Here is a 24227-nt window from a genome sequence, read left to right as displayed (position 1 = left end):
CGTGGGCGAGCCGCACACCCTTCCCGCGCTCGAGGTCCGCGACCTCGGGCTCCAGATCGGCGGCGCGCGGATCCTGCGGGGCGTGAGCCTCGCCGTCGGGCAGGGCGAGATGCTCGGCGTGATCGGGCCGAACGGCGCGGGCAAGACGACGCTCTTCAACCTGGTCTCGGGGATCCACCGCCCGACGAGCGGTTCGGTGCTCCTCGAGGGCGCGGACGTGACGACCACCTCGGTGGCCGCGCGCGCCCGCGCGGGCCTGGGCCGCACGTTCCAGACGTCGAGCCTGTTCCCGCGCCTGAGCGTCCGGGAGAACGTGCGGCTCGCCGCGCAGGGGCGCCTCGGCGGCGCCCTGTCGGTGCTGCGCTTCCCGCGTCGTGGCGACGCCGCGACGCGGGAGGCGGACCGGCACCTGGAGACCGTCGGGCTCGTGCGCCGCGCCGAGGTCGCCGCGGGCGACCTGTCGCACGGCGACAAGCGCAAGCTCGAGATCGCGGTGCTCCTCGCGACCGAGCCGCGCGTCGTGCTGCTCGACGAGCCCATGGCGGGCGTGTCGTCGGCCGACGTGCCCGGCCTCGTCGAGGTCATCCGCGACCTGCACGCGACCGGCTGCACGGTGCTCATGGTCGAGCACCACATGGACGTCGTGCTGGGGCTCGTGGACCGCGTCGCCGTCATGCACCACGGCGAGCTGCTCGCGTGCGACACCCCCGACGCCGTCATGGCGGACCCGACGGTGCAGAGCGCCTACCTCGGCGTCACGGCAGGAGAGGCAGCATGAGCGGCAGCAGCAGGAGCACCGCCCAGCCCGCGGTCAGGAGCGACGTGCCCGTCCTCGAGGTGCGCGGGCTCTCCGCGCGCATCGCGGGCCAGCAGGTCGTCGAGGACGTGACGTTCTCCGTCCCGGCCACGGGCGTCACCGCGGTGCTGGGCCGCAACGGCGTCGGCAAGACGTCGACCCTCAAGGCCGTGCTCGGCCTGATCGAGCGCCGGGGCGAGGTGCTGCTCGCCGGCGAGCGCGTCGACGGCGAGCGCACGGACCGGATCGTGCGGCGCGGCGTCGGGTACGTGCCCGAGGACCGGGAGGTGTTCGCCGGGCTCACGGTCGCGGAGAACCTGAGGCTCGCCGAGCGCGACGCCCACCCGCGGCGCGAGCTCGTCGCGGAGCTCTTCCCGGACCTCGTGCAGCGCGCCGCCCAGCGCGCGGGCACCCTCTCGGGCGGTCAGCAGCAGATGGTGTCGCTCGCGCGCGCCCTGCTCAACGCCAACCGCCTGCTCCTCGTCGACGAGCCCACCAAGGGCCTCGCGCCCCGGATCGTCGGCGAGGTGTCGGACGCGCTCGCGGAGGCGGCCCGCACGGTCCCGATCCTGCTCGTCGAGCAGAACCTCGAGGTCATCGAGCGGCTCGCCGAGCGCGTCGTCGTGATCGACGCGGGCCGCGTCGTGCACACCGGCCCCGCGCGCGAGCTCCTCGACGACCCCGACCGCGTCCAGCAGCTCCTCGGCGTGCACGCCGAGGTCGACCACCACGGAACCGAAGGGGCGGTGGCCCGGTGAGCACGATCGTCCTCCTCCTCGTCACGGGGCTCGGCCTCGGGGCGCTGTACTTCCTCGTCGCGTCGGGCCTGTCGCTCATCTACGGGCTCATGGGCGTCCTCAACTTCGCGCACGGTTCGTTCCTCACGCTCGGCGCGTTCGGCGGCTGGTTCGTCGCGCGCTCGCTCGGCGCGGACTCGTGGGGCGTCTTCGGGCTCTCGCTGCTCGCCGGGGCCGTCGTCGGGGCGGGGGCCGCGGCGCTCACCGAGCTCCTGCTCATCCGCCCGCTCTACGAGCGGCACATCGAGCAGGTGCTCGTCACCGTCGGGCTCTCGCTCGCGTCCGTCGCGCTGTTCGAGGGCATGTGGGGGTCGGACCCCGAGTTCATCTCCGGCCCGGCATGGCTCAAGGGCACGACCGACCTGGCGGGCGCGCCGGTGCCCAACGACCGGTTCGTCGCGATCGGCGCCGCGGCGCTCGTGCTCGGCGCGATCGTGCTCTTCCTCCAGCGCACCCGCTACGGGCTCATCATCCGCGCGGGCGTCGAGAACCGGTCCATGGTCACCGCGCTCGGCATCGACGTGCGCAAGGCGTTCACGCTCGTCTTCGCGGTCGGCGGCGCCGCCGCGGGGCTCGGCGGGGTCCTCGCCTCGCAGTACTTCGGGTACGTCTCCCCGCACCTCGGCGGTTCGCTGCTCATCTTCGCGTTCATCGTCACCGTCATCGGGGGGCTCGGCTCCCTGACCGGCGCGGCGGTCGCGTCCGTGCTCGTCGCGGTCCTGCAGCAGTTCGCGAACTACTACCTCGGCTACGGCGACCTGCTCGTCGTGCTCCTGCTCGCGCTCGTGCTCCTCGTCCGTCCCACCGGCCTCCTCGGGAGGGCAGCCGCATGACCACCCAGACCGCTCCCCCGGCCCCGGCCGCCCCCGCCGACGACGCACCGCGCGCCGACCGACCCGCCCGCCGGGCGCCGTCGGGCACGCTGGTCCGCACGCTCGCGGGCGTCGCGCTCGTCGCGGTGCTCGCGTGCCTCCCGCTGCTCGCGCTCCACGTGCCGGGCGTCCTGCCCGGCCCGACGTACACGCCCGGCGCGCTCCAGATGATGGCGATGTGCTGGCTCATCGGCGCCCTCGCGCTGAGCTACCACCTGCTGTTCGGGGTCGCGGGCCTGCTGAGCTTCGGCCACGCGCTGTACTTCGCGGCAGGGCTGTACGGGCTCGCGATCGTGCTCGACACGACCGAGATCCCGCTCCTGTCCGCCGCGGCGCTCGTGCTCGTCGGCGGGATCGTCCTCGCGCACGTCGTCGGCGCCGTCTCGCTGCGGGTCACGGGCATCTCGTTCGCCATGGTCACCCTCGCGTTCGCCCAGGCGGGCAACGTGCTCGTGCGCCGCAACCCCGGGGGCACGACCGGCGGCGAGGAGGGCCTCGCGCTCGCGACCCGGAACGTCCCCGACGCGTTCGTGGGCGTGCTCAACACGCGCAACCTCTACTGGCTCGCCCTCGCCGTGCTCGTCGTCGTCTACCTCGTGGTGCTGTGGGTCGAGCGGTCGCGCGCGGGGCACGTCGCGGCAGCGACGCGCGAGAACGAGATGCGCGTGCGCGTCATCGGCGGGCGCCCCTACCTCGTCAAGCTCCTCGTGTTCGTCCTCGCGGCGACGCTCGCGACCGTCGTCGGCATGGCGTACCTGCTGCTCCAGTCCGGCGCCGTGCCGCGCGCGACGTCCGCCGACTTCACGCTCACGCTGCTCGTCATGGTCGTGCTCGGCGGCGTCGGGTCCCGGTGGGGCGCGATCGTCGGCGGCGTGCTCTACACGATCCTCGACCAGCGGCTCGGCACGCTTGCGAGCTCCGCGGCCGTCGCGGACCTCCCGGCCGTGCTGCGCGTGCCGCTCAGCGAGCCGCTGTTCCTGCTCGGGGCCCTCTTCATCCTCGTCGTGATGTTCCTGCCCGGCGGCATCGCGGGCGCCGCGTCGCGCCTCGCCGCGCGCCGCCGCCCGCGGGAGGATCGGGAGGAGGCCCGCGAGCGCCTGGAGGAGGTGGCATGACGACGCAGCACCAGGACGCCCAGGACGGCCTGCACACCCTCGGGCGCTGGACGCGCGACCGCGCGCTCGCGACGCCCGACCGCGTCGCCGTCGACGACCGCGGCGTGACCCTGCGCTACCGCGACCTGCACGAGCGCGCGAGCGCCCTGGCGGCGGCGTTCCGGGAGGCGGGCTACGGCGTCGGGGACCGCGTCGCGACCGTCACGGGCAACAGCGCCGACCAGGTCGTGCTGTTCTTCGCGTGCGCGCAGGCCGGGCTGGTCCTCGCGCCGCTGTCGTGGCGGCTGTCGCCCGGCGAGCTCGCCGCCCAGGTCGAGCAGGCCGACCCCGCGCTGGTGCTCGTGGAGCAGGAGTTCTCCGGCCTCGCGGACTCGGCGTTCGACCGGCTCGACCCGCTGCGCCGGCTCGACGGGGAGCGGCCCGGCCGCCCGCCCCGGCGGGCGGAGCTCGGGCGCAGCGGTGTCGAGGCGCACGTCCCGCCGCCGTCACGGCGGGGTCCCGCGCCGGAGCGCCGGCCCGTGCGCGACGACGACCCGCTCCTCCTCGTGTTCACGTCCGGCACGCAGGGCACGCCCAAGGGCGCGCTGCTCACGCACGCGAACTGCTTCTGGACGAACCTGTCGCTCTCGCGCACGGTCGAGCTGACGAGTCACGACGTCGTGCTGAGCGTGCTGCCGCAGTTCCACGCGGGCGGGTGGAACATCCAGCCGCTGCTCGCGTGGTGGACCGGCGCGACGGTCGTCCTGGAGCGCACGTTCGAGCCCGAGCGCGTGCTCCAGCTGGTCGCCGAGCGCCGCGTCACGACGATGATGGGCGTCCCGACCAACTACCTGCTCCTCGCGGAGCACCCCGGCTTCGCGGACGCCGACCTGTCGTCGCTGCGGCACGCCGTCGTGGGCGGCGCGCCCATGCCGGAGCCGCTGCTGCGCACGTGGCACCGCCGCGGCGTCGCCCTCTCGCAGGGCTACGGGCTCACGGAGGCGGGCCCCAACGTGCTGTGCCTGCCCGACGACCAGGCCCGCGAGCGCAGCGGCTCGGCCGGCACGCCGTACCCGCACGTCGAGGTCGCCGTCGCCGACCCGGTGACGGGCCGCCACCTCGACGGGCCCGCGGCGGGCGAGCTGCTGGTCCGCGGACCGGGGGTGTTCGCGGGCTACTTCCGCGACGAGGCCGCCACGGCCGCGGTCCTGCGCGACGGCTGGCTGCGCACGGGCGACCTCGTCGAGCGCGACGCCGACGGGTGCTACCGCGTGGTCGACCGCCTCAAGGACGTCTTCATCGTCGGCGGCGAGAACGTCACGCCGTCCGAGGTGGAGGCCGTGCTCCGCCGCCACCCCGCGGTGGCGGACGTGGCGGTGGTGGGCGTCCCCGACGACCGGTGGGGCGAGGTCGGGGCCGCGTTCGTCGTCCCGCGCGCCGGCCACCCCACCGACGCCGAGGAGCTGGAGGCGTTCTGCCGCCGCGAGCTCGCGCACTTCAAGGTCCCGCGCCGCTTCGACCTCGTCCCGTCCCTGCCCCGCACGTCGCTGCACAAGGTGTCGCGCCGCTCGCTCGCCGAGCGCGTGACCGTCCCGGAGGACTCATGAGCACCCAGCCCCGCACCGCCCGCGGCAACCGCACCCGGGCGAAGATCCTCGCCGCGGCCGAGCAGGTGTTCGCCGAGGTCGGGTACCACGACGCGTCGATCGTGAAGATCACCGAGTCCGCGGGCGTCGGGCAGGGCACGTTCTACCTGTACTTCGAGTCGAAGATCGACGTGTTCGACGAGCTCGTCGACGACCTCAACCGCCGCGTGCGGCACGCGATGATCGAGGCGAGCTCGCAGGCGACGACGCGCCTGGCCGCCGAGCGCGCGGGCTTCGAGGCGTTCTTCCGCTTCACTGCCGAGCACCCGGCGCTCTACCGCATCGTGCGGCAGGCCGAGTTCGTCTCCCCCGGGGCGCTGCGCCGCCACTACGCGCGCATCGTCGAGGGCTACATGACCGGGCTGGACAAGGCGCGCGCGAACGGCGAGGTCGGCCACGACGTCGACCCGGAGGTCGCCGCGTGGGCGCTCATGGGCATCGGCGAGATCGTCGGGATGCGCTGGGTCCTGTGGGGCGGGCGCTGGGACGAGGGCGCGGAGCCGCCGTCGTACGACACCGCGGCCGCCGAGGTCCCTCCGCACGTGTTCGAGCAGACCATGCAGTTCATCGAGCGCGCGCTCGCCGCGCCGCGGACCGCCCCGCCGACCGGGACCGGGCCCGCCACCTCGACCGAGACCGAAGGAGACGCGCGATGACCGTCCCCGCCACCGTCCCCGGCACCGCCCCGACCCTCGCCGGACGGCGCGCGCTCGTCACGGGCGGCGCGAGCGGCATCGGCGCCGCGTGCGCGCGCGAGCTCGCCGCGCGTGGCGCGCACGTGACCGTCGCCGACGTCGACCCCGACGGCGCGCAGCGCCTCGCGGACGAGCTCGGCGGCGAGGCGTGGGTCGTCGACCTCGCCGACACGCGCGCGCTCGACGACCTCTCGCTCGACGTCGACGTCCTCGTCAACAACGCGGGCGTCCAGCGCGTGAGCCCCATCGAGGACTTCCGCCCGGACGACTTCCGCCTGCTGCACGCGATCATGCTCGAGGCGCCGTTCCTGCTGGTCCGGGCCGCGCTCCCGGGGATGTACGCGCGCGGGTTCGGGCGCGTCGTCAACGTGTCGTCCGTGCACGGCCTCGTGGCGTCGCCGTTCAAGTCGGCGTACGTGTCCGCGAAGCACGGGCTGGAGGGCCTGTCCAAGGTGACGGCCCTCGAGGGCGGCCCGCACGGCGTGACGAGCGTGTGCGTCAACCCCGGCTACGTCCGCACGCCGCTCGTCGAGAAGCAGATCGCGGACCAGGCGCGCGTGCACGGCGTCCCCGAGTCCGAGGTGCTCGCGACCGTGCTCCTCGCGGAGTCCGCGGTGAAGCGGCTCGTGGAGCCGGAGGAGGTCGCGTCGCTCGTCGGCTGGCTGACCGGCCCGGACGCGTCGATGGTCTCGGGCGCGTCGTGGACGATCGACGGCGGCTGGAGCGCCCGGTGACCGCGGCCACGACCGCGCCGGACGACGTCACCGCCGCGACCCACACCTACGCGACGCTCGACGCCCCCGTCGCGGGCGGGAGGCTGCGCGTCGGCGTGTGGGACCCGGTCGCCCCGCCCGCACCCGAGCCCGGCGCCCGGCCCGACGGCGGCGCGCCCCCCGCGCACGACGCCGTCCCGACCGTCCTCGCCGTGCACGGCATCACGGCGTCGCACCGCGCGTGGCCGGCCGTCGTCGCGGCGCTGCCGGGCGTGCGCGTCGTCGCGCCCGACCTGCGGGGGCGCGGGCGCAGCAACGGCCTGCCCGGCCCGTACGGCATGGGCGCGCACGCGGACGACCTCGCGACGGTCCTCGACGCGCTGGGGATCGACCGCGTCGTCGCGCTCGGGCACTCCATGGGCGCGTTCGTGTCCGTCGTGCTCGCGCACCGCCACCCCGGCCGCGTCTCCCGGCTCGTGCTCGTCGACGGCGGCATCCCGCTCCCGCCGCCGACCGGGCTCGCGCCCGACGCGACGCACGACGAGGTCCTGCGCGCCCTGCTCGGCCCGGCCGTCGAGCGCCTCGAGCGCACGTTCGCCGACCACGAGGAGTACCGCGGCTTCTGGCGCGCGCACCCCGCCTTCGCGAGCGCGTGGGACGAGCCGTGGGCCGACGTCGTCGCGGGGTACGTCGACTACGACCTCGTCGGGGAGGCGCCCGCGCTGCGGCCGGCGTCGTCGGGCGCGGCGGTCTCCGCCGACTCGCTCGAGCTCTACGAGGGCGGACCGCTCGCGGACGCGCTCGCGGGCGACCACCCGCTCGACGTGCCCCTCGTGCTGCTGCGCGCGCCGCGCGGCCTGCTCGACGAGCCCGAGGCCCTCTACTCCCCTGAGCACCTCGCCGCGTGGCGCGCGCGGCTGCCGGGGCTGCGCACCCGCGACGTAGCGGGTATCAATCACTACACGATCATCATGAGCCCGCCCGGCGTCGAGGCCGTCGCGGGCGAGACCCTGCGGGCCCTGGCCGCCGTCACGAGCGACGGACCCGGACCGGCGAGTGACGAGGAGGTCACGGCATGAGCCCCACGATCGCGTCCCCACGAGGGACCGGGCTGGACAAGGTGGTCGCGTCCGCGGCCGAGGCCGTCGCGGACGTGCCCGACGGCGCGTCGCTCGCCGTCGGCGGGTTCGGCCTGTGCGGCAACCCCATCGCGCTCATCGAGGCGCTGCTCGCCCAGGGCACGCGCGACCTGTGGGTCGTGAGCAACAACTGCGGCGTCGACGACTGGGGCCTCGGGGTCCTGCTCGGGGCGGGCCGCATCCGGAAGATGACGAGCTCGTACGTCGGGGAGAACAAGGAGTTCGAGCGGCAGTTCCTCTCGGGCGAGCTCGAGCTCGACCTCACCCCGCAGGGCACGCTCGCCGAGAAGCTGCGCGCCGGCGGGGCGGGCATCGCCGGGTTCTGGACGCGCACCGGCGTCGGCACGCAGGTCGCCGAGGGCGGCCTCCCCCAGCGGTACGACGGCGCGGGCGGCGTCGCGCAGGCGAGCGTACCCAAGGAGGTGCGCACGTTCGGCGTCGGGCCGCGCGGTCGCGACGGCGCGTTCGCCGACGAGGCCGAGTTCGTGCTCGAGGACGCGATCACCACGGACTTCGCGCTCGTGCACGCGCTGCGCGGCGACCGGCACGGCAACCTCGTGTTCCACCGGTCGGCCCGCAACTTCTCCCCGCTGGCCGCGATGGCGGGCCGCGTGTGCGTCGCGCAGGTCGAGGAGCTCGTCGAGCCCGGCGAGATCGACCCCGACGCCGTGCACCTGCCCGGCGTGTTCGTGCACCGCGTCGTCGAGGTCGGACCCGACGTCCCCAAGCGCATCGAGCGCCGCACCGTGCGCCCGCCCGCCGCGACCGACCAGCCCGCGCCGTCGGGCACCGCGACCACCGTGAAGGAGGGCTGAGCCGTGCCGCTCACCCGCGACGAGATGGCCGCGCGCGCCGCGCGCGAGCTCCAGGACGGCTGGTACGTCAACCTCGGCATCGGCCTGCCGACCCTCGTGCCCAACTACGTGCCCCAGGACAAGCACCTCGTGCTCCAGTCGGAGAACGGGATCCTCGGCGTCGGGCCGTACCCGACCGAGGACGCCGTCGACCCCGACCTCATCAACGCCGGCAAGGAGACCGTCACCGTCCTGCCGGGCGCCGCGTTCTTCGACTCCGCGCTGAGCTTCGGCATGATCCGCGGCGGCAAGATCGACGCCGCGATCCTCGGCGGCATGCAGGTCTCCGAGACGGGCGACCTCGCCAACTGGATGATCCCCGGCAAGATGGTCAAGGGTCCTGGCGGCGCGATGGACCTCGTGCACGGGGCGGGCCGCGTGATCGTGCTCATGGAGCACGTGGCGCGCGACGGGTCGCCCAAGATCCTCCGCTCGTGCTCGCTGCCCCTCACGGGGCGCGGGGTCGTGCACCGGGTCATCACCGACCTCGCGGTGATCGACGTGACGCCCGACGGGCTCGTGCTGCGCGAGACCGCGCCCGGCGTGAGCGTCGACGACGTGCGGGCCGCGACCGAGCCCGACCTCGCCGTCGCGCTCGACGACGCCCCTCTCGACGTCGCCGACGCCGGCCCGGGACCGTCCACGCAGGCCGCGGGGACGCCGTCGTGACGCGCGACGTGCTGCGCCGCGACGTCCCGACCCCGCGCGGTCGGGAGCACGTGCGCGAGGTCGCCGCCGAGGGTGCGGCCCGCGCGACGGTCCTGCTCGTGCACGGCAACTGCTCGTCGTCGGCGTTCTTCGACCCGCTGCTGCGCGCGCTCCCCGCCGACGTGCGCGGCGTCGCCGTCGACCTGCGCGGGTACGGCGACGCCGAGCCCCGGCCCGTCGACGCGACCCGGGGCGTGCGGGACTTCGCCGACGACGTCGCGGCCGTCCTCGACGCGCTCGACCTCGCGCGCCCGCTCGTCGCCGTCGCGCACTCGGCGGGGGCGGGCGTCGTGCTGCAGCTCGCGACCGACCGGCCCGACCTGTTCGACGGCATCCTGCTCGAGGCGCCCATGTCGCCGTACGGGTTCGGCGGCACGCGCGACGTCGCCGGGACGCCGCTCTCCCCCGACTTCGCGGGCTCGGGCGGCGGGACGGCGAACCCCGCGTTCGTCGCGGCGCTCGCCGCCGGCGACCGCAGCGAGGACGCCGGGTCGCCCCGCGACGTGCTGCGCCGGTTCTACGTCGCCGACCCGGCCGCGCTCGGCGAGCCGCTCGGCGCGCTCGAGGAGCTCCTGCTCGACTCCGTGCTCTCCACGCGCACGGGCGACGACAGCTACCCGGGCGACCGGACGGCGTCGGGCACGTGGCCCGGCGTGGCGCCCGGGACGCGCGGCATGAACAACGCGATCAGCGCGAAGTACTGCGACCTGTCCGGCTTCGCGACGTCCGGCGCCACCGCGCCCGTGCTGTGGGTGCGCGGCGACGCCGACGCGATCGTCTCGGACACGTCGCTGTTCGACCTCGCGCAGCTCGGCGCGCTCGGCGCCGTCCCTGGCTGGCCCGGGGTCGAGACGCACCCGCCGCAGCCGATGGTCGCCCAGACCCGGGCCGTCCTCGACGCCTACGCGGCCGCGGGCGGGCGGTACCGTGAGGAGGTGCGGCCCGGCGTCGGGCACAGCCCCCACCTCGAGGAGCCGGACGTGTTCCTCGGGCTCCTGCTCGGGTTGGTCGACACTGCCGTTGCCGACGTCGACGCCGCCGCCGCACGAGCGGGCACCACACCCCCGGCGCCCGCGCAGACACCGCCGTCCGCACCCCTGGAGGTCCAGCCGTGAGCACCACCACCCCGCACTCCCCCGACGACGTCGTGGTCGTCGCCGCCGCCCGCACGCCGCAGGGCCGCCTCAAGGGCTCCCTCGCCGCGCTCACCGCGGTCGAGCTCGGCGCCGTCGCCGCGCGCGCCGCGATCGAGCGCTCGGGCCTCGGCGCGGACGCCGTCGACGCCGTCGTGCTCGGCCAGGTGCTCCAGGCCGGGGCGGGCCAGAACCCCGCGCGCCAGACGGCCGCCGCCGCGGGCGTGGGCTGGGACGTGCCCGCCGTGACGGTGAACAAGGTGTGCCTCTCGGGGCTCACCGCCGTCATCGACGGCACCCGGATGATCCGCTCCGGCGAGGCGGAGGTCGTGCTCGTCGGCGGCCAGGAGTCCATGACCAACGCGCCGCACCTGCTCCTCGGGTCGCGCGCCGGGTTCGCGTTCGGGGACGCGACGCTCGTCGACGCCGTCGCGCGCGACGGGCTCACCGACGCGTTCGACCACGCCTCCATGGGCGTCTCGACCGAGCGCACCAACGTGGGCGACGTGTTCGTCCCCCGCGAGGAGCAGGACGCCGTCGCGGCGGCCTCGCACCAGCGCGCCGCGGCCGCGGCGAAGGACGGCCTGTTCGACGCCGAGCTCGCCCCCGTGAGCGTCCCGCAGCGCCGGGGCGAGCCGGTCGAGGTGCGCGACGACGAGGGGGTACGCCCCGACACGACGGTCGAGGGCCTCGCGCGCCTGCGGCCCGCGTTCGACCCCGAGGGCACCATCACCGCGGGCAACGCGTCGCAGATCTCCGACGGCGCCGCCGCGCTCGTCCTCACGACCCGCGCCCGGGCCGAGTCCGCGGGTGCGCCGCTGCTGGCGACCGTGCGGACGTGGGGCCAGGTCGCCGGCCCCGACACGTCGCTGCACTCCCAGCCCGCGCGCGCGATCCGGCAGGCCCTCGACCGGGCCGGGTGGACGGTCGACGACCTCGACCTCGTCGAGATCAACGAGGCCTTCGCGACCGTCGTCGCGGTCTCCACGCGCGTGCTCGGCGTCTCGCCGGACGTCGTCAACGTGCACGGCGGCGGCATCTCGCTCGGGCACCCGATCGGCGCCTCCGGCGCCCGCCTCGCCGTGCACGCGGCGCACGAGCTCGCGCGCCGCGGGGGCGGGCGCGTCGCCGTCGGGCTGTGCGGCGGCGGGGGCCAGGGCGAGGCGCTGCTGCTCGAGGCGTAGGGCTCGCCCGGGTCCGGTGGACCGACGGCGCCCCGGCCGTTCGAGGGGACGGCTCGGGGCGCCGCGCCTACGATCGCGGGGTGCAGCCCACCGCGACGGAGACCCGCGCCCCCGAGCCCGTCGACGAGGAGCGCCCCCGGCACGGCGCGTGGGGGCGGTGGCTCCGGCGGTTCTCCGCCACCGGGCTCGTGGTCGCGCTCGCCTGGTTCTGCCTGTCGTTCACGCCGTCGCTCATCCCGCGCGCCTGGTACTACCAGGCCGTGATCTCGGGCGTGAGCGCCGTCGGCGGGTACGCCGTCGGCGCGCTCGTCGAGTGGTTCGCCGTGAAGGTCGGGCTGCGGATCCGGTGGACCGCGCGCGCGAGCCGGATCGCGTGGTGGGTGCTCGCCGGGGCGACCGTCGTGCTCGTGCCGCTGGCGCTGATCCTCGGGGCGCGGCGCCAGATCGAGCTGCGGCACCTGTTCGGCATGTCGGAGGACGTCCCCGGACGCGAGGTCGTCACGCTGCTCGCGGCGCTCGCCGTCGCGCTGCTCGTGCTCCAGGCGGGCCGCGGCCTGCGCCGCGTCGCCCGATGGCTGAGCGTCCTCGTCGGCAAGGTCGTGCCCGCCCCCGTGGCGCGGTTCGTCAGCGGCGTCGCGGTCGCCGTCGTCGTGGTCCTGCTGTTCAACGGCGTCATCTGGTCAGGCACGCTCAGCGCGCTGAACTCGGTCTACGCGGCGGCGAACGCCGAGATCAGCCCTCGGCTCACGCCCCCGACGCTCCCCGAGCGGTCCGGCTCCCCCGACTCCCTCGAGCCCTGGGACTCGCTCGGCGCGGAGGGGCGCAAGTTCGTCGTCTCCGGCCCGACCCTCGACGAGCTGCGCGCGTTCGCCGCGGCGGGCGACGTCGTCGACCCCGCGGACGTGCGCGAGCCGATCCACGCGTACGCGGGCCTCGACCCCGAGGGCGACCTCGACGCCACGGCGGCCCGCGTCGTCGACGAGCTCGACCGGACGGACGCCTGGGACCGGTCCGTCCTCGTCGTCGCGACCACGACCGGGACCGGCTGGGTGGACCCCGCCATGGTCGAGGCGCTCGAGCTCATGCACGGCGGCGACACCGCGATCGCCAGCATGCAGTACTCCTACCTGCCGAGCTGGATCAGCTTCGTCGGCGACCGCTCGACCCCGCCCGCCGCGGGCAAGGCGCTGTTCGAGGCGGTGTACGCGCGGTGGTCCGACCTGCCCGAGGACGACCGCCCGCGCCTGCTCGCGTTCGGCATCTCGCTCGGGTCGTTCGGGATGCAGGGCGCGTTCAGCGGCGTGCAGGACGTCGAGGCGCGCTCCGACGGCGCCATGTTCACCGGGACGCCCGGGTTCACGCCGATGTGGCGCGAGCTCACCGACGCGCGCGACCCCGGGTCGCTCGAGTACGCCCCCGTGGTGGACGACGGCCGCCAGGTCCGCTGGGGCGACCCGGTCGCGACCGGCGTCGCCGACCTCTGGGGCCCCGGCCCGCGCTGGGACGAGCCGCGCGTCGTGTACCTCCAGCACGCGTCCGACGGCGTCACCTGGTGGGGCCCGGAGACGCTGTGGTCCGAGCCCGACTGGCTCCGCGAGCCGCGCGGGCCCGACGTGCTCGGCGACGTGCGCTGGTACCCGTTCGTCACGTTCTGGCAGCTCACGGGCGACCTCTTCGTCGCGGCCGCGTCCGACATCCCGCCGGGCCACGGGCACGTCTACCAGCTCGAGTACGCCGACGGCTTCGCCGCGCTGCACGCGCCCGACGGCTGGACCGACGCCGACACCGCGCGCCTCAAGGACGCGATGGTCGCTCCCGTCGAGGGCGGCTCGATCGGCTGACGGCCGACCGGCGTCCGCCGACCCGGCTCGCGCGGCTCGCGGCTCGCGCGGACCGTGCGGACCGGGCGGAGCGCGCGCAGGCACGGGCCGGCTAGCCCGGCGCGTGGGCCTCGAGGAACGAGAAGACCTCGGTCTGGTCGACGCCCGGGAACGCGCCGGTCGGCATCGCTGCGAGCATCGACGCGTGCGGACGGGCGCTCGGCCAGGCGTGGCCCGCCCAGCGGTCGGCGAGGTCGTCGGGCGGGCGGCGGCAGCACGCGCCGTCGGGGCAGCGGGACACGAGCCGCTCGGTCGTGTCGCGCCCGAGGAACCACTTGACGTGCGCGAACGGGACGCCGACGCTCACGGAGAACTCGCCGTCGGCCGACGCCTGCACGCGCGACGTGCACCAGTAGGTGCCGCTCGGGGTGTCCGTGTACTGGCTGAACGGGCTGAGCCGGTCCTCGACGGCGAACACGGTGCGCGCGGTCCAGCTCCGGCACACGTACTGCCCCTCGACCGCGCCGAGCGGGTCGGCGGGGAAGCGCACGCCGTCGTTCTCGTACGCCTTGTGGATCACCCCGGACTCGTGGACCTTCATGAAGTGCACCGGGATGCCGAGGTGCTTCGTCGCGAGGTTGGTGAACCGGTGCGCGGCGGTCTCGTACGACACCGCGAACGCGTCCCGGAGGTCCTCGATGGAGATCTCGCGCGCGTCCTTCGCGGCGCGCAGGGCCTTGACCGCGTGCCGCTCCGGGAGCAGGAGCGCCGCGGCGAGGTAGTTGGCCTCGACGCGCTGGCGGAGGAACTCGCGGTAGTCGCGCGGCTCCGCGTGCCCGAGCACGTGCGGCGCGAGCGCCTGGAGCAGCGCCGACGTCGCGTTGGACCGCCCGCGCATCCCGTTGCTCGGCAGGTACACGCGGCGGTGGCGCAGGTCGAGCACGGACCGGGTGGAGTGCGGCAGGTCGCCGACGTAGTGCAGCGTGAAGCCGAGGTGGGCGGCGAGGTCGGCCGCGACGCGCTGCGGCATCGGCCCGCCCGCGTGCCCGACGCCGTCGAGCAGCCCGGCCGCCGCGTCCTCGAGCTCGGGGAAGTAGTTGTCCTGCGCGCGCATGGTCGCGCGCAGCTCCGCGTTCGCGCGGCGCGCCTCCTCGGGCGTCGCGGCGCGCTCGGTGTGCAGGCGCTGGAGCTCGCGCTCGAGCGCGACGATGGTCTCGAGCGCGTCGGTGGGCAGCGACTTGCCCACCCGCACGGGCCGCAGGCCGAGCGCGTCGAAGAGCGGGCCGCGCTGGGCGCGCTCCAGCTCGATCTCGAGCGCGTCCCGGCGCGACGGCGGCTCCGGCGAGAGCAGGTCGTCGAGGCTCGCGCCGAGCGCGCGCGCCACCGCCTGGAGCTGGCCGAACTTCGGCTCGCGCTTGCCGTTCTCGAGGAGCGACACCTGCGACGGCGCGCGGCCGATCGCGGCGCCGAGCTCGTCGAGCGTCATGCCGCGAGCGGTGCGCAGGTGCCGGATCCTGCGGCCGATCGTCAGGGCGTCGGGCTCGCTCTCGAGCGGGATTTCCGCATGTTCCGCGATTCCGGCCGGTCGCGTCGTCGGGATAGCCATGACTGAGAGTGACACGCGCCACTCCTTGCGCACAAGAGAAGAACCGCGTTTCTTTCGTTCGATCTGGCTTGAGAAGGGCTTGCGGGCGGGAGGAAGGTCGAAGCACGGACCTCGCCGAGGTCCACCGACCGGCCCGGCCGGCCCGCACCACGTGGGCCGGCGCACCACCAGGAGGCACCCGTGAACAGGCCCACCATCGTCAGCCGCCGCTCCCCGTCCGAGTACGCGGGCGGCGCCCGCCCGCTCGGCGCCGTCGCGACGACGGCGACGGTCACCGGCCCCGGCACCGCCCCGACCTCCGGCGACGCCGCGCGCCCGTCCGCCCGTCCGGGCGACCAGACGCAGAGCGCCGCCGAGCTCGCCGAGCAGTGGGCGACCGACCCGCGCTGGGCCGGCCTGCAGCGCGACTACACCGCCGAGGACGTGGTCGCGCTGCGCGGCTCCGTGCGCGAGGAGCACACGCTCGCCCGCCGCGGCGCCGAGACGCTGTGGGACCTCATCCACACCGAGGAGTGGGTCGCCGCGCTCGGCGCGTTCACCGGCAACCAGGCCGTGCAGCAGGTGCGAGCAGGCCTCAAGGCGATCTACCTGTCCGGGTGGCAGGTCGCGGCCGACGCCAACCTCTCCGGCCAGACGTACCCCGACCAGTCGCTCTACCCCGCCAACTCCGTGCCCGCCGTCGTGCGCCGCATCAACAACGCGCTCTTGCGCGCCGACCAGATCGAGGCGGCCGAGCGCGCGGCGTCGGACGGGCAGCGGCCCGACCGCGACTGGCTCGCCCCGATCGTCGCCGACGCCGAGGCCGGGTTCGGCGGCCCGCTCAACGCCTACGAGCTCATGCACTCGATGATCGCCGCGGGCGCGGCGGGCGTGCACTGGGAGGACCAGCTCGCGTCCGAGAAGAAGTGCGGGCACCTCGGCGGCAAGGTGCTCGTGCCCACGAGCCAGCACATCCGCACGCTCAACGCCGCGCGCCTCGCGGCCGACGTCGCGGGCGTGCCGTCGATCGTCATCGCCCGCACGGATGCGCTCGCCGCGGACCTCCTCACGTCCGACGTCGACGAGCGCGACCAGCCGTTCCTCACCGGGGAGCGCACGTCCGAGGGCTTCTACCGGGTGCGCCCCGGCTTCGACGCGGTCGTCGCGCGCGGCCTCGCGTACGCGCCGTACTCCGACCTCATCTGGGTCGAGACGGGCGAGCCCGACCTCGAGCTCGCGCGGACGTTCGCCGAGGCGATCCACGCGCAGCACCCGGGCAAGAAGCTCGCCTACAACTGCTCGCCGTCGTTCAACTGGAAGAAGCACCTCGACGACGCCCAGATCGCGAGCTTCCAGAAGGAGCTCGCCGCGATGGGCTACGCGTTCCAGTTCATCACGCTGGCCGGCTTCCACGCCGTCTCGCACTCCATGTTCGAGCTCGCGCGCGGCTACAACGAGCGCGCGATGTCCGCCTACGTCGAGCTGCAGGAGGCCGAGTTTGCCTCCGAGGCCGACGGCTACACCGCCACCCGCCACCAGCGGGAGGTCGGCACCGGCTACTTCGACCGGGTCGCCACGGCTCTCAACCCCGACGCCGCCACCCTCGCGCTCGCCGGGTCCACCGAGACCGCCCAGTTCCACTAAGCCCCTCGCGAGGTAGAGGAGCGGTCCCGCGAGGTAGAGGCCTGGTCATGACCACGCCTCTACCTCGCGGGACCAGGGCTCTCCCTCGGCAGACCAGAGCTCTACCTCGCGACATCGACCTTCGGAGCACGCCATGACCACGCTGACCACGACCACCTCTCCCCCGTCGACCCCCGCGCCCGCGAGCGGCCCTCGCGTCACCGGGACCCTGCGCGTCACCGGCACGCTCGGCGAGCGCTACCGCGAGATCCTCACGCCCGAGGCGCTCGACTTCCTCACGCTGCTGCACGACCGGTTCGTGGCACGCCGCCACGAGCTCCTCATGGACCGCCAGCAGCGCCGGCAGGACGTCGCCGACGGCATCGACCCCGACTTCCGTCCGTCGACGCGGCCCGTGCGCGACGACCCGTCGTGGCGCGTCGCGGGCTCGGCCGGCGCGCCGGGCCTGGAGGACCGCCGCGTCGAGATCACCGGCCCGACCGACCCGAAGATGACGATCAACGCCCTCAACTCCGGCGCCAAGGTGTGGCTCGCGGACGCCGAGGACGCCTCCAGCCCGACGTGGCGCAACGTGATCGAGGGCCAGCTCGCGCTGCACGACGCGATCCGCGGGACGCTGACCCACACGGCCGGCTCGGGCGACCACCGCAAGGAGTACCGCCTGCGCTCGACGACGCTCACCGATCTCCCCACGATCGTGTTCCGCCCGCGCGGGTGGCACCTCATCGAGAAGCACATGCGGTACGTCGACCGGGCGGGCGTGAGCGTCTCGGCGTCGGCGTCGCTCGTGGACTTCGGGCTGTACCTGTTCCACAACGCGCACGAGCTCGTGGCGCGCGGGCGGGGGCCGTACTTCTACCTGCCCAAGCTCGAGGGCCACCGCGAGGCCCGGCTGTGGAACGACGTGTTCGTGCTCGCCCAGGAGTACCTCGGCCTGCCGCAGGGCACGATCCGCGCCACGGTGCTCATCGAGACGCTGCCCGCGGCGTTCGAGATGGAGGAGATCCTCCACGAGCTGCGCGACCACTGCGCCGGGCTGAACGCCGGGCGCTGGGACTACCTGTTCTCCGTGATCAAGGCGTTCCGCACGCGCGGCGACTCGTACGTGCTGCCCGACCGCGCGCAGGTCACCATGACCGCGCCCTTCATGCGCGCGTACACCGAGCTGCTCGTGCAGACGTGCCACCGGCGCGGCGCGCACGCGATCGGCGGCATGAGCGCGTTCATCCCGGACCGCCGTCGGCCGGACGTCACCGAGCGCGCGTTCGAGCAGGTGCGCGCGGACAAGCGCCGGGAGGCGACGGACGGGTTCGACGGCACGTGGGTCGCGCACCCCGACCTCATCGAGGTCGCGCGCACCGAGTTCGACGCGGTGCTGGGGGACGCGCCGAACCAGGTCTCGCGGCAGCGCGACGACGTCCGGGTGGGCCAGCACGAGCTGCTCGACATCGGGTCGGCCCGCCGGGCCGGGGCGACCGTCACCGCGGCGGGCCTGCGCTCGAACGTCTCCGTCGGGGTGCGGTACCTCGAGTCGTGGCTGCGCGGCGTCGGGGCCGCCGCGATCGACCACCTCATGGAGGACGCCGCGACGGCCGAGATCTCGCGGTCGCAGGTGTGGCAGTGGATCGCGTCCGGCACGCGCACCGAGAACGGCGTGCCGATCACGCGCGAGCGCGTCGAGGCGCTGCTCGCGGAGATCGTCGACGACCTGCCGCGCACCCCGGGGAACCGGATCGACGACGCGGCGCACGTGTTCCGCGCCGTCGCGCTCGCCGAGGACTTCCCGACGTTCCTCACCATCGGGGCGTACTCGCAGTTCCTCGTGGGCTCCGAGGTGGACCAGCCGTAGCGCGGTCTCCCGCCCTCCACGGCCTCGGTGCCGTCGCCCACCCGGCGGCGGCACCGAGGGCGTGCCCACGGGCGCGCGCCATCGCCCTCGACGGCGGGGACCGCAGTGTGGGAGCATCCGGCCACGCACGGTGGCACCTGTCGTCCGGGCGCCCGCCCGCACGACACCGGAGCACCATGAGCACCCCTGTGACGCCGCCGTCCTCGCCGACGCCCCCTCCCGGCCCGCCGTCCTCCTCCCCCGGCCCGGCCGCGCACCCGAACCCGTACGCGGCGCCGCCGTCCGCAGCGCACCCCGGCCCTCCGCACGCGGGCGCCCCGCAGCCCCTCGCACCGCGCCCAGGGCCGCCGTACCCCGGCGCTCCCCAGCCGGCCCCGCCGCGCGCGGCACCGGGGCGTGGTGGTCTGTCTCGGACGGCCGTCGGGCTGCTCGTCGGGGTCGTGTGCCTCGTCGTCGGCGGCGGGACGGGGTTCGCCGCGGGCGTCGCGACGGACGCGGGCGCCCGGATCGCCGCGTGGGTCGCGGCCCCGACCGACGACGCGTACGGCGACGAGTGGCCGGGCGACGGCTGGTCGGACGAGGACTGGTCCGAGGGCGACTGGGAGGGCACGGGCACGCGCGACGACCCGTGGCTGTTCGACGGGTACACGATCGGCGGCGAGGAGTGGGAGGTCCTCCTCGAGGAGCCGTACGAGGCGACCGCGGACGTGCTCGCGCACGACGACGTCAACGCCCCGCCGCCGGACGGCACCGAGTACTGGATCGTGCCCGTCACCGCCACCTACACCGGGTCCAGCTCGCAGGTGACCGCGTGGGGCGCGGTCGACGTCGGGTTCGTCGGCGACGACGGCGTCCACGCCGAGAGCGGGTGCGGCGCGGTGCCGCACGCGCTCGTGAGCACGGGCCTCATCGGCTCGGGCGACACCGTGACCGGCAACGTGTGCCTCGCGGTGCCGGCGGGCGCCCCCGGCCTCTGGACGCTCTCGCTGGAGCGGTACGAGCCCTGGTACCTGCGCGCGGCCGGCCCGCTCGCGGGCTGACCGCCCTGCGTCCGACCCGCTCGGTCCCCCGCGGGCCGGACGGCCCGTCAGCCCGCGGGACGCCGCGCGTCGAACACGTCGCGGTTCTCGCGGATGGTGCGCGTGTGGGCGAGCGCCCACTCGACCAGCGCGAGCACGGGCGGCAGCAGCGTCTCGCCGAGCCCTGTGAGCGCGTAGTCGACGCGCGGCGGCACGACGGCGTGCACGGTGCGGCTCACGAGGCCGTCCCGCTCGAGCTGGCGCAGGTTGAGGGTGAGCATGCGCTGCGAGATGCCGTCGATCCCGTGGAGCAGCTCGGTGAAGCGCTGCGGGCCGGCGGAGAGCATCCCCAGGATGAGGACGCTCCACTTGTCGCCCACCCGGTCGAGGACCGAGCGCACCTCGCTCGTCGCCTCCGCCGCGGCGCAGCCGCGGTCGACCGGGATGCCGTGGCGCTCGGCGAGCTCGCGCACCACCGGCACGTCCGTGCTGGGCGTCGTCGTCATGGGGGTCTCCGTCTTCTCCGGGTGCTGCTCCGTGTGCCTCACGCACACCGGTGTGCCTTTTGTACCGGTGCTCATGGTTACCCATCATGTGCCCAGGCACAAAGAGTGACCGGCCACCCTGGGCCGTCGCCGCCTCCTCTCGAAGGACTCACGCATGAACGTCGCCCTGTGGATCGCCTCCGGTCTGCTCGCCGCCGCCTTCCTCGGCGCCGGGCTCATGAAGGCCCTGCGCCCGATCCCCGTGCTCCAGGAGCAGATGCGGTGGGTCACGCCCGAGCGCGCGGCGGGCGTGCGCGCCATCGGGTGGCTCGAGGTGGCCGGCGCCGTCGGCGTGATCCTGCCCTGGGCGCTCGGCGTCGCGCCGGTGCTCACCCCCGTCGCCGCGGTCGGGCTCGCGCTCACGCAGGTCGGCGCGATCCCTCTGCACGTGCGCCTCGGCGAGGCCAAGGCCGTCCCGGCGAACGTGGTGCTGCTCGCCCTCGCGGTGTTCGTCGCCGTCGGCCGGTTCGCGGCGCCGTGACCCGCGGGCGGGCCGCGGCCCGCCCCCAGGCCGCCGCGGGGCTGCGGGGACCGCGCGGACGGCCTCGCGACAGGGCGACAGATCGGCCCTACCCCGACACTCTCGCGCGGCCGGCGGTCCGCTGGACAGCCCCGCGGCCTCCGCTACGCCGTCGCGACGAGCGGGTACCGGCGGCGCAGGACGAGGCGCTGCCCGAGGGTCCACGTCACCGTCACCAGCAGGTACAGACCCGCGGCGAGGGGCACGAAGCAGGCGATCACGGCGGTGACGAACTGCAGGGCACCGAGCGCGTTCTGCAGGCCCGGGCCGGAGAGCACCGCCGCACCGGACATGCTCGGCCCGGTGTCGGCGCCGGGCGTCGTCCGGGGCAGCGCGAGCCGACCGCCGGGCAGCGAGGCGCGGCGCGTGAGCTCGCCGACGAGGGCGATCGCGAGCACGACCACGCCGGCCACGACCACGGTCGGCACACCACCCGCCCCGAGCCCGCCGACGAGGCTCGAGCCCAGGGGCGCGCCGAACAGGGTGTGGCCGAGCAGCGCGTTGCTGTGGCCGGCGATCTCCGCGTGCAGGAACAGCGCGTAGACCACCCCGACCACGGGCGCCTGGGCCAGCATCGGGAGGCACCCCGCGAGCGGCGTCGTGCCCTCGCGGGTGTAGAGCTCCACGGTTGCGCGCCGCAGCCGCTCGGGGTCGTTCCGGTGCCGACGCTGGAGCTCGGCGAGCCGCGGTGCGAGACGCGCGCGGTCGCGCTCCGCCTTCGCCTGCGACACGCCGACGGGGACGAGCAGGGCGCGCACGGCGAGCGTCAGCAGGACGACGGCCGCCGCGGCCGCGGCGCCGCCCGCGAGGGGTTCGAGCAGGTCGGACAGGCCCATCAGCGCGCGGTACGCGGCGTCGAGCACGGTGGAGACGAGCGGGAGGTCGAGCAGGTTCATGGTGGTGTCCTCGGTCGAACGTGCGGGGTACGCGTTCGCCGATCACCCTGCGGTGGGCAGGCAGCAGCACGCCGCGCAGCGACGCGGGTGCGGGTGGGGTCCCTCGGCCGGGTGATCAGCCGAGGAGTCGGCCGGGAGCCCGGGGTCGGGCACGACCCGGGGCGTCCGGGTCGCTCTGCGTGACGGCGGGACCGACGTCGACCGTGTCGCGCAGGCGGCCCGCGGGGCGAGCCGCCACACCGAGCGCGAGGGGTGCGCCCCAGCGCGCGGCCACGGCAGCCACGGCCGCGACGAGGGCGGTGGCGCCGAGGAGGAAGAGCGTGGCCGTGAGGGTCGACGTGCCGAGCAGGAGCGTGAGCGCGGAGGCGAGGTCGCGCGCCACGACGAGCAGGTCGTTCATCGCACCGCCTCCTCTCCGGGCCGTCGGGGCCCCGTAGGGCCCGCCGTCGGGCCCGTCGTGGAGCCCGTCGGTGAGGTCAGCCTAGGCCACGTCGAGCGCCGCCCACTCGTCGTCGGTGAGCAGGCGCGACCGGATGATGAAACGCACGCCCTCGGGCGCCTCCACGCTGAACCCGGCGCCGCGGCCGGGCACGACGTCGATCGTCAGGTGGGTGTGCTTCCAGTACTCGAACTGTGCGCGGCTCATCCAGACGGGCACGACGAACCGGCCCGCCGCGCCGTCCGCCCCGGTGGGACCGCCCACGGCGGGACCGTCCGCGCCGAGACCGGACGCGTCGGGGCCGGGCGCGTCGACGACGAGGTCGCCGAGGTGCACGTCGGCGTCGCCGAGCAGGAAGTCGCCCTGCGGGTAGCACATGGGCGACGACCCGTCGCAGCACCCGCCCGACTGGTGGAACATGAGCTCGCCGTGGACCGTCCGCAGCCGCGCGAGCAGCGCCGCGGCGTCGTCGGTGAGCGCGACGCGCGCGGGTGTCGCGCCAACCGGACGGACCGAGGGAACGTCGTCGACCACGGGACCCTCCACGTGTCGGCCGACCAGGCGATCCCGGCGCCGCGAGCCGGTGGTCCTGGTCCGTCCGGACGGCCGGACGAGCCAAGACCACCTGCTCGGCGGCCGGGGGGAGCCGAGCCCGTGGTCGGTAGGCGGGCAGGGCGGGTGGGGTTGGTCTAGAAGAAGCCCAGCTTCTGGGCCGAGTAGGAGACGAGGAGGTTCTTCGTCTGCTGGTAGTGGTCGAGCATCATCTTGTGGTTCTCGCGCCCGACGCCGGAGCCCTTGTACCCGCCGAACGCGGCGGCGGCGGGGTACGCGTGGTAGCAGTTCGTCCACACGCGTCCGGCCTCGATGGTGCGGCCCGCGCGGTAGGCGGTGTTGCCCGACCGCGACCAGACGCCGGCCCCGAGCCCGTACAGGGTGTCGTTGGCGATCGTCATGGCGTCGTCGAAGTCGGAGAAGTCGGTCACCGCGACGACGGGCCCGAAGATCTCCTCCTGGAAGATCCGCATCGAGTTCTTGCCCTCGAAGATCGTGGGCGTCACGTAGTACCCGCCCGCGAGGTCGCCGCCGAGCTCGGCGCGCGACCCGCCCGTGAGGACCTTCGCGCCCTCGGCCTTGCCGATCTCGATGTACGACAGGATCTTCTCGAGCTGGTCGTTCGACGCCTGCGCGCCGATCATCGTCTCGGTGTCGAGCGGGTTGCCCTGCCGCACGGCCTTCGTGCGCTCGATCGCGTCGCCGAGGAACGTGTCGTAGATCGACGACTGGATGAGGGCGCGCGACGGGCACGTGCACACCTCGCCCTGGTTGAGGGCGAACATCGTGAACCCCTCGAGCGCCTTGTCGTAGAAGTCGTCGCGCGCGTCGGCCACGTCGGAGAAGAAGATGTTCGGCGACTTGCCGCCGAGCTCGAGCGTGACCGGGATGATGTTCTGGCTCGCGTACTGCATGATCAGGCGGCCCGTCGTCGTCTCGCCCGTGAACGCGATCTTGCGGATGCGCGGGCTGGACGCGAGCGGCTTGCCCGCCTCGACGCCGAACCCGTTCACGACGTTCACCACCCCGGGCGGCAGCAGGTCCCCGATGATGTCCATGAGGAAGAGGATCGACGCGGGCGTCTGCTCGGCGGGCTTGAGCACGACGCAGTTGCCCGCCGCGAGCGCCGGGGCGAGCTTCCACACGGCCATGAGGATCGGGAAGTTCCACGGGATGATCTGGCCGACGACGCCGAGCGGCTCGTGGAAGTGGTACGCGATGGTGTCCTCGTCGATCTCGGAGATCGACCCCTCCTGCGCGCGGATCGCGCCCGCGAAGTAGCGGAAGTGGTCGATCGCGAGCGGGATGTCGGCGGCGAGCGTCTCGCGGACGGGCTTGCCGTTCTCCCACGACTCGGCGACGGCGATCCGCTCGAGGTTCTCCTCCATGCGGTCGGCGATCTTGTTGAGGACGTTGGCGCGCTCGGTCGCGCTCGTGCGGCCCCACGACCGGGCGGCGCCGTGCGCGGCGTCGAGCGCGCGCTCGATGTCGTCGGCGGTGCCGCGCGCGACCTCGGTGAAGGTCCGGCCCGTCACGGGGCTCGGGTTCTCGAAGTACTGCCCGCCGGCCGGCGCGACGTACTCGCCGCCGATCCAGTGGTCGTACCGGGCCTTGTACTCGGCGATCGCCCCGTCCGTGCCGGGGGCTGCGTAGACCGTCATCGTCTGCCTCCTCGCAGTGCTGACTCGCAGTGCTGGTCCTCGCCGCGCCCTGGGGGAGGTCGCCGT

General features: G+C 74.9%; 23 protein-coding genes. 17 read left to right on the top strand and 6 right to left on the bottom strand.

Annotation, left to right across the window (positions count from 1 at the left end; translation table 11 throughout):
- Position 1: 1 nt before the first annotated feature.
- From MT994_RS09665 to MT994_RS09605, 13 genes are all read left to right on the top strand, one after another.
- Positions 2-778, top strand: coding sequence for an ABC transporter ATP-binding protein (locus MT994_RS09665; protein ID WP_074809191.1), 777 nt, complete (start codon positions 2-4; stop codon positions 776-778).
- On the top strand, positions 775-1554 hold the full coding sequence (locus MT994_RS09660; protein ID WP_076405208.1) for an ATP-binding cassette domain-containing protein: 780 nt from the start codon (positions 775-777) through the stop codon (positions 1552-1554). The genes MT994_RS09665 and MT994_RS09660 overlap by 4 nt, the downstream gene beginning before the upstream one ends.
- Positions 1551-2426: a branched-chain amino acid ABC transporter permease gene (locus MT994_RS09655; protein ID WP_021482276.1), complete on the top strand. Its 876-nt coding sequence runs from the start codon at positions 1551-1553 to the stop codon at positions 2424-2426. Before MT994_RS09660 ends, MT994_RS09655 begins: the two co-directional genes overlap by 4 nt.
- The gene (locus MT994_RS09650) at positions 2423-3580 is read left to right on the top strand and encodes a branched-chain amino acid ABC transporter permease (RefSeq protein ID WP_354806037.1); all 1158 of its coding nucleotides are present in this window, start codon (positions 2423-2425) and stop codon (positions 3578-3580) included. Before MT994_RS09655 ends, MT994_RS09650 begins: the two co-directional genes overlap by 4 nt.
- Complete coding sequence (locus tag MT994_RS09645) at positions 3577-5166, top strand: AMP-binding protein (RefSeq protein WP_061266967.1); 1590 nt, start codon at positions 3577-3579, stop codon at positions 5164-5166. The genes MT994_RS09650 and MT994_RS09645 overlap by 4 nt, the downstream gene beginning before the upstream one ends.
- Positions 5163-5861 carry a TetR/AcrR family transcriptional regulator gene (locus MT994_RS09640; RefSeq protein ID WP_021483774.1) on the top strand — a complete coding sequence of 233 codons (699 nt, stop codon included), beginning with the start codon at positions 5163-5165 and terminating at the stop codon, positions 5859-5861. The genes MT994_RS09645 and MT994_RS09640 overlap by 4 nt, the downstream gene beginning before the upstream one ends.
- Positions 5858-6634: a 3-hydroxybutyrate dehydrogenase gene (locus MT994_RS09635; RefSeq protein ID WP_009863549.1), complete on the top strand. Its 777-nt coding sequence runs from the start codon at positions 5858-5860 to the stop codon at positions 6632-6634. Before MT994_RS09640 ends, MT994_RS09635 begins: the two co-directional genes overlap by 4 nt.
- Positions 6631-7692, top strand: coding sequence for an alpha/beta hydrolase (locus MT994_RS09630; RefSeq protein WP_354806035.1), 1062 nt, complete (start codon positions 6631-6633; stop codon positions 7690-7692). The genes MT994_RS09635 and MT994_RS09630 overlap by 4 nt, the downstream gene beginning before the upstream one ends.
- Positions 7689-8567 carry a CoA transferase subunit A gene (locus MT994_RS09625; protein ID WP_354806033.1) on the top strand — a complete coding sequence of 293 codons (879 nt, stop codon included), beginning with the start codon at positions 7689-7691 and terminating at the stop codon, positions 8565-8567. Before MT994_RS09630 ends, MT994_RS09625 begins: the two co-directional genes overlap by 4 nt.
- Before the next feature lie 3 nt (positions 8568-8570).
- A complete protein-coding gene (locus MT994_RS09620; RefSeq protein WP_354806032.1) occupies positions 8571-9275 on the top strand; it encodes a CoA transferase subunit B in 705 nt (234 codons plus the stop codon).
- A complete protein-coding gene (locus MT994_RS09615) occupies positions 9272-10429 on the top strand; it encodes an alpha/beta fold hydrolase (protein WP_354806030.1) in 1158 nt (385 codons plus the stop codon). The genes MT994_RS09620 and MT994_RS09615 overlap by 4 nt, the downstream gene beginning before the upstream one ends.
- Positions 10426-11631: an acetyl-CoA C-acyltransferase gene (locus MT994_RS09610; RefSeq protein WP_354806028.1), complete on the top strand. Its 1206-nt coding sequence runs from the start codon at positions 10426-10428 to the stop codon at positions 11629-11631. Before MT994_RS09615 ends, MT994_RS09610 begins: the two co-directional genes overlap by 4 nt.
- Positions 11632-11711: 80 nt before the next feature.
- Positions 11712-13472, top strand: coding sequence for an alpha/beta hydrolase (locus MT994_RS09605; RefSeq protein WP_185981317.1), 1761 nt, complete (start codon positions 11712-11714; stop codon positions 13470-13472).
- Positions 13473-13563: 91 nt separating this feature from the next.
- Here the strand turns inward: MT994_RS09605 and MT994_RS09600 are convergent, their stop codons facing one another.
- Positions 13564-15057 carry a helix-turn-helix transcriptional regulator gene (locus MT994_RS09600; RefSeq protein ID WP_051028156.1) on the bottom strand — a complete coding sequence of 498 codons (1494 nt, stop codon included), beginning with the start codon at positions 15055-15057 and terminating at the stop codon, positions 13564-13566.
- A 180-nt stretch (positions 15058-15237) separates the two neighbouring features.
- Between MT994_RS09600 and aceA the strand changes: the two genes are divergently transcribed.
- The 3 genes from aceA to MT994_RS09585 all read left to right on the top strand — a co-directional run bounded on the left by aceA (position 15238) and on the right by MT994_RS09585 (position 19569).
- Complete coding sequence (aceA, locus tag MT994_RS09595) at positions 15238-16680, top strand: isocitrate lyase (protein ID WP_241005618.1); 1443 nt, start codon at positions 15238-15240, stop codon at positions 16678-16680.
- Between the two features lie 133 nt (positions 16681-16813).
- Positions 16814-18529: a malate synthase A gene (aceB, locus tag MT994_RS09590; protein WP_354806026.1), complete on the top strand. Its 1716-nt coding sequence runs from the start codon at positions 16814-16816 to the stop codon at positions 18527-18529.
- A 176-nt stretch (positions 18530-18705) separates the two neighbouring features.
- Positions 18706-19569: a hypothetical protein gene (locus MT994_RS09585; protein ID WP_354806024.1), complete on the top strand. Its 864-nt coding sequence runs from the start codon at positions 18706-18708 to the stop codon at positions 19567-19569.
- Positions 19570-19616: 47 nt separating this feature from the next.
- Here the strand turns inward: MT994_RS09585 and MT994_RS09580 are convergent, their stop codons facing one another.
- Complete coding sequence (locus MT994_RS09580) at positions 19617-20054, bottom strand: helix-turn-helix domain-containing protein (RefSeq protein WP_081600010.1); 438 nt, start codon at positions 20052-20054, stop codon at positions 19617-19619.
- A gap of 154 nt (positions 20055-20208) precedes the next feature.
- Between MT994_RS09580 and MT994_RS09575 the strand changes: the two genes are divergently transcribed.
- Positions 20209-20574 carry a DoxX family protein gene (locus tag MT994_RS09575; protein ID WP_354806023.1) on the top strand — a complete coding sequence of 122 codons (366 nt, stop codon included), beginning with the start codon at positions 20209-20211 and terminating at the stop codon, positions 20572-20574.
- A gap of 143 nt (positions 20575-20717) precedes the next feature.
- On the opposite strand, the gene yidC is transcribed toward MT994_RS09575, so the two are convergent.
- From yidC to MT994_RS09555, 4 genes are all read right to left on the bottom strand, one after another.
- Positions 20718-21509, bottom strand: coding sequence for a membrane protein insertase YidC (gene yidC, locus MT994_RS09570; RefSeq protein WP_043654817.1), 792 nt, complete (start codon positions 21507-21509; stop codon positions 20718-20720).
- 115 nt (positions 21510-21624) lie between these two features.
- On the bottom strand, positions 21625-21909 hold the full coding sequence (locus MT994_RS09565; RefSeq protein WP_034653680.1) for a DUF6412 domain-containing protein: 285 nt from the start codon (positions 21907-21909) through the stop codon (positions 21625-21627).
- A gap of 81 nt (positions 21910-21990) precedes the next feature.
- Complete coding sequence (locus MT994_RS09560; RefSeq protein ID WP_354806022.1) at positions 21991-22482, bottom strand: DUF779 domain-containing protein; 492 nt, start codon at positions 22480-22482, stop codon at positions 21991-21993.
- A gap of 155 nt (positions 22483-22637) precedes the next feature.
- Positions 22638-24161, bottom strand: coding sequence for an aldehyde dehydrogenase family protein (locus MT994_RS09555; RefSeq protein WP_034653685.1), 1524 nt, complete (start codon positions 24159-24161; stop codon positions 22638-22640).
- Positions 24162-24227 lie beyond the last annotated feature (66 nt).

The organism is Cellulosimicrobium sp. MI9406, from assembly GCF_040595865.1.
Classification (GTDB): domain Bacteria; phylum Actinomycetota; class Actinomycetes; order Actinomycetales; family Cellulomonadaceae; genus Cellulosimicrobium; species Cellulosimicrobium funkei.
This window is presented reverse-complemented; position numbering and strand designations above follow the sequence as displayed.